We start from the raw sequence: 3,906 nt of genomic DNA, 5'->3' as shown, positions 1-3,906 counted from the left end.
TTTATAAAATTATGAATTTTGAATGTTGAATTTTGAATTAAAAGGGAAAAAATTTTATAAAACTTAAACCTTCAATTCAAAATTCAAAATTTAGAATTCAAAATTTCTTAAAAGGTGGATGAATTTTAAACAGATAAACACACCCTATCTATTTTTGCACTAAGTGATGGAAGATACTATATCTTCCTTCTAACATTTTTCTTGCCATTGTTGCCTTTTCATAGGTTGGGTATAAAGAAATAAGCCTTTTTAAGTATGGTTTTCCCTCTTCAAACCTTTTCTTTTCAAACAAAATATAGCCAACATAGTAAAGCGAAAGAGCTTCATCGGGAATAAATTCCAGAGCCTTTTTGAACCAGAAAAGGCTATCATCATACCTTTTTTGGCTAGCTCTAATCTGGCCAATGTTTGTATAGGCATCCCTTAAGAATGGCTCAAATTTAATGGCATTTTTATATGCATATACAGCTTCATCCCTCCGATCAATCCCTGATGCTATGCCATCCAGATAATATGCACCGCCTAAGAAATTCCAGGCAATGCTATCCTCAGGAAAGAATTTAACGGATTTTAAAGCAAGCATAACCGCCTCCTTTGTATATTCAGGATTGGGATTTTCCCTTGCCAATGTAAGGTATGTATTTAGAAGCCCATCACAATAATCCTTATAGTATGGATTAAGCTTTATTGCCCTTTTGTAAATAGGGATAGCCTCAATAAGCCTTTTTGAGCTATCATAAGCCTTTGCATGCTTAAATATGCAATCTGCCCTATACATATTTATAATAAAAAGAATACCAAGAAGGGCAATTAAGGATGTAATTCCAAAAATTGGCCATTTCATAAAAGAAAGAGAAATTTTCAAATTTTCTTTTTTTTCATTAAGGAAAGATATAAGAAGACCCATTATAACCCACCAGGTAGCGTTTATGGGAGGGATTCCAAATGAAAATAGATTATTTGCATGATGTGCTATCCAGCAGCCTCCTAATCCTGCAAGAAGAATCCTTTTTTCATTAGATAATTTAGAGCGAATGATCGCAAAAAGGAGGGAAAGGTGAAAGAGAAGGTATGAGAAAAGGCCAAGAAACCCTGTGGTTGATGTTATCTGTAAAAGGTCATTATGGGCATTCTGGTTTCTTGAATACTGGCCTTCTACCTCAACATGCTTTAGTGTCCTATACCTTGGATATACAGTCATCATTGTATCAAGGCCACATCCTAGGATTGGATAATCCTTGATTATCTTTAAGCAGGCTTTCCAGATGTGAAGCCTTATTCCTATGGTTGTAATCCCTTCTCTTCCAAAAAGCTGGTCTGTCTTTTTCATTACACCAAACTCCCTCATACTCCTTATAAAAATCCCCCTTCCGGTAAAGCCATAGAAGAAAAACAAAGGGATAAATATCAAACAGAGAACAAAAACAACCTTTTTATATTCCCTTATCCCTTTTAATCCAAGTATAGATAAGAAAAATAGGCTTCCTCCAAGCAATCCAACAAAGGTTGACCTTTGTCTTATCTGAAAGAAGGAGATAAAAAGAAAAATGACGATAATGAAAGATATGGCAATGGAAAGGTATTTCACAGATGATGGATTTTTCCTTTTCTTTGTCTCTTTCTTTGAAGGAGGGAAGGGGTTGAAACTTAAAAGAAAAAGGGAAAGACTAGGAAAGAAAACAAGCATTCCATAATGGCCAATCCATCCCATATTTCCAAATGTTGAGTAGGCAGAGGCTCCTCTCTCCCATTGGATAAAATCCCATCCTTTAAGCTGTAGGTCATAATAAATTCCAGAAAGCATCCCTGCCATAATAAGGATTTTTATAAAACCAATTGTTGTATCAAGGCAGGAAAGAAAAAAGAAAAAGCAAGAGAGATAAGCAATAAAGCAGAAAAATCCAAACGGGCTTTCCAATATTTGTAATCCTATGGTTTGCTGGGGTGGAAAGAAAAGAAGAAAAGCTATACTTAAAGCAATGGATGTGTATAGCCTAATTTGCCATTTTTTAACAAATATATTTTTTTCTTTATCAACAAAGTTAATTGCTATAAACAAAAGAAGGACATAGCAAAAAAGGGTTATCAGCCCTTCTTGTGATTTGTATTCACCGAATATGCTTTGGAGCTTTGAGGTTGATGCAAGGGAGGCGGCAATATTTATAATGATAAAGATAAAGAGAAAAAGGTTAATTAGCGTTTTTTTAAAGGGTATTTCTTTATAAAAAATAGCCCTTAAACATAAGAGGTAAAGGATAACAATTGAGAAAAGATAAAGGATTAGCGTCTTTGAAAGCCCGAAATTGTCAGAGAGCCTTAAGTCAAAATATAATGGCATAAGGAGGACAATAAGTCCGAGAAAGAGCTTTATAAGAGAGTCTATGATAAGCATGGAAAATTCTTCATGGTAAATTTTAAATTCCTATATTTCGCTATTATTTTTTCTCTGATTGCTTTTTATAGGATACATTATATCAAAAATCTTCCATAAATGCTAAATTTTATCTTGTTTGGCAAAGCATAATTGGATTTAGAAATTTGATTACTTAAATCACAGCGATATAGGGAAGGTTTCTGTATTCCTCGTTGCAATCAAGGCCATATCCTACAACAAATTTATCGGGGATGGTAAAACCAATATAATCTGGGGTAAAATCTTTCTTTCTCCTCTCTGGTTTATCAAGGAGGCAGCAAAATTTCAGGCTTTTTGGCTCTTGGCTTTTAAAATATTCCTTAAGATAGCTTAATGTTATTCCCGTATCTACAATATCCTCGATAACAAGAACATTTTTTTTAAGAATAGAAATGGAGGGAAAGAGGGAAAGGTTTATTTTTCCTGTTGTCTTTTTTCCCTTATAGCTTGAGACCTTAATAAAATCTATATATACAGGGCAGGTCAGCTTTCTTACCAGGTCTGCCATAAAAACCCAAGCACCCTTTAAAACACCAATGGTAATAAGACCATCTGGATGATCAGATGAGATTTTTAGGGCAAGCTCAGATACCTTTTTTTCAATCTCTTCCTTGGTTATAAATATATTCATTACGAAACCCACTCCAAAATGGACGGATAATTATAGCTTATCTCCCCTGTTTTAAAGCCCAATCTTCCATTTTAACACAATGCCCAGACAGGGATACAAAAGACATCTTCTGCTGGTGCAATAAAATCTCCTTTATAAATAATCAATGAAAAAGGTATTTTTAAGCCTTTCCCCTTATGTTTTTCTTTGAACATATCAATAGCATGCAGATATTTTTTATCCATCACATTTGAATATTTAATCTCTATAGGGATTGTCAACCCTTCAGTGTTTATGACCAAGTCTATCTCTGAAGCAGGGCTTTTTTGCCAGTAGTAAAAAGAAGGTGGTTTTTCTAAATTTATTCCCCATTTTATAAAATCTGTGATAACAAGGTTTTCAAAATAATGTCCACACTTACCACTTGCCTTAAGAATTTCTCTTGCCTTAAAACCTGACAATGCCCAGATAAGTGCATTATCAAAGAAATATACCTTTTTGACTTCTTAATCCTGGTAGATATATTAAAGGGCGAAAGGAGAAATCCAACCAGACTTTCCTGCCAGATGGTCACATATTTTTTTGTGGTAATCTGATTGATACCTGCATCATTTCCCAACTGATTATAGTTCAGAAGACTACCTACCCTTAAGGATAGTTGACCAACAACCTTACGATAACCCTCTATGTTGCCGATATCTTTAACACTTCGCATATCCCTTTCTATGTAGGTGTCAATGTATAGTATCTTCCATCACTTAGTGCAAAAATAGATAGGGTTGTGTTTATCTGTTAAAAATTCATCCACCTTTTAAGAAATTTTGAATTCTAAATTTTGAATTTTGAATTGAAAAAGGTTAAGTTTTATAAAATTTTTTCCCTT

General features: G+C 33.9%; 2 protein-coding genes and 1 pseudogene. All 3 read right to left on the bottom strand.

Annotated elements, in window-relative coordinates; genetic code table 11:
- Nucleotides 1-148: 148 nt before the first annotated feature.
- The 3 genes and pseudogenes from AB1397_01065 to AB1397_01055 all read right to left on the bottom strand — a co-directional run bounded on the left by AB1397_01065 (nt 149) and on the right by AB1397_01055 (nt 3,511).
- Nucleotides 149-2,392 carry an O-antigen ligase family protein gene (locus tag AB1397_01065; protein MEW6481593.1) on the bottom strand — a complete coding sequence of 748 codons (2,244 nt, stop codon included), beginning with the start codon at nt 2,390-2,392 and terminating at the stop codon, nt 149-151.
- Between the two features lie 154 nt (nt 2,393-2,546).
- A complete protein-coding gene (hpt, locus tag AB1397_01060) occupies nt 2,547-3,044 on the bottom strand; it encodes a hypoxanthine phosphoribosyltransferase (protein ID MEW6481592.1) in 498 nt (165 codons plus the stop codon).
- 71 nt (nt 3,045-3,115) lie between these two features.
- Nucleotides 3,116-3,511, bottom strand: a pseudogene (locus AB1397_01055) (DUF4143 domain-containing protein).
- Nucleotides 3,512-3,906 lie beyond the last annotated feature (395 nt).

This window comes from bacterium (genome assembly GCA_040756715.1).
Taxonomy (GTDB): Bacteria; UBA9089; UBA9088; order UBA9088; family UBA9088; genus JBFLYE01.
Note: the sequence above shows the minus strand (reverse complement) of the source record. Positions and strands in the feature narration are given on the sequence as shown.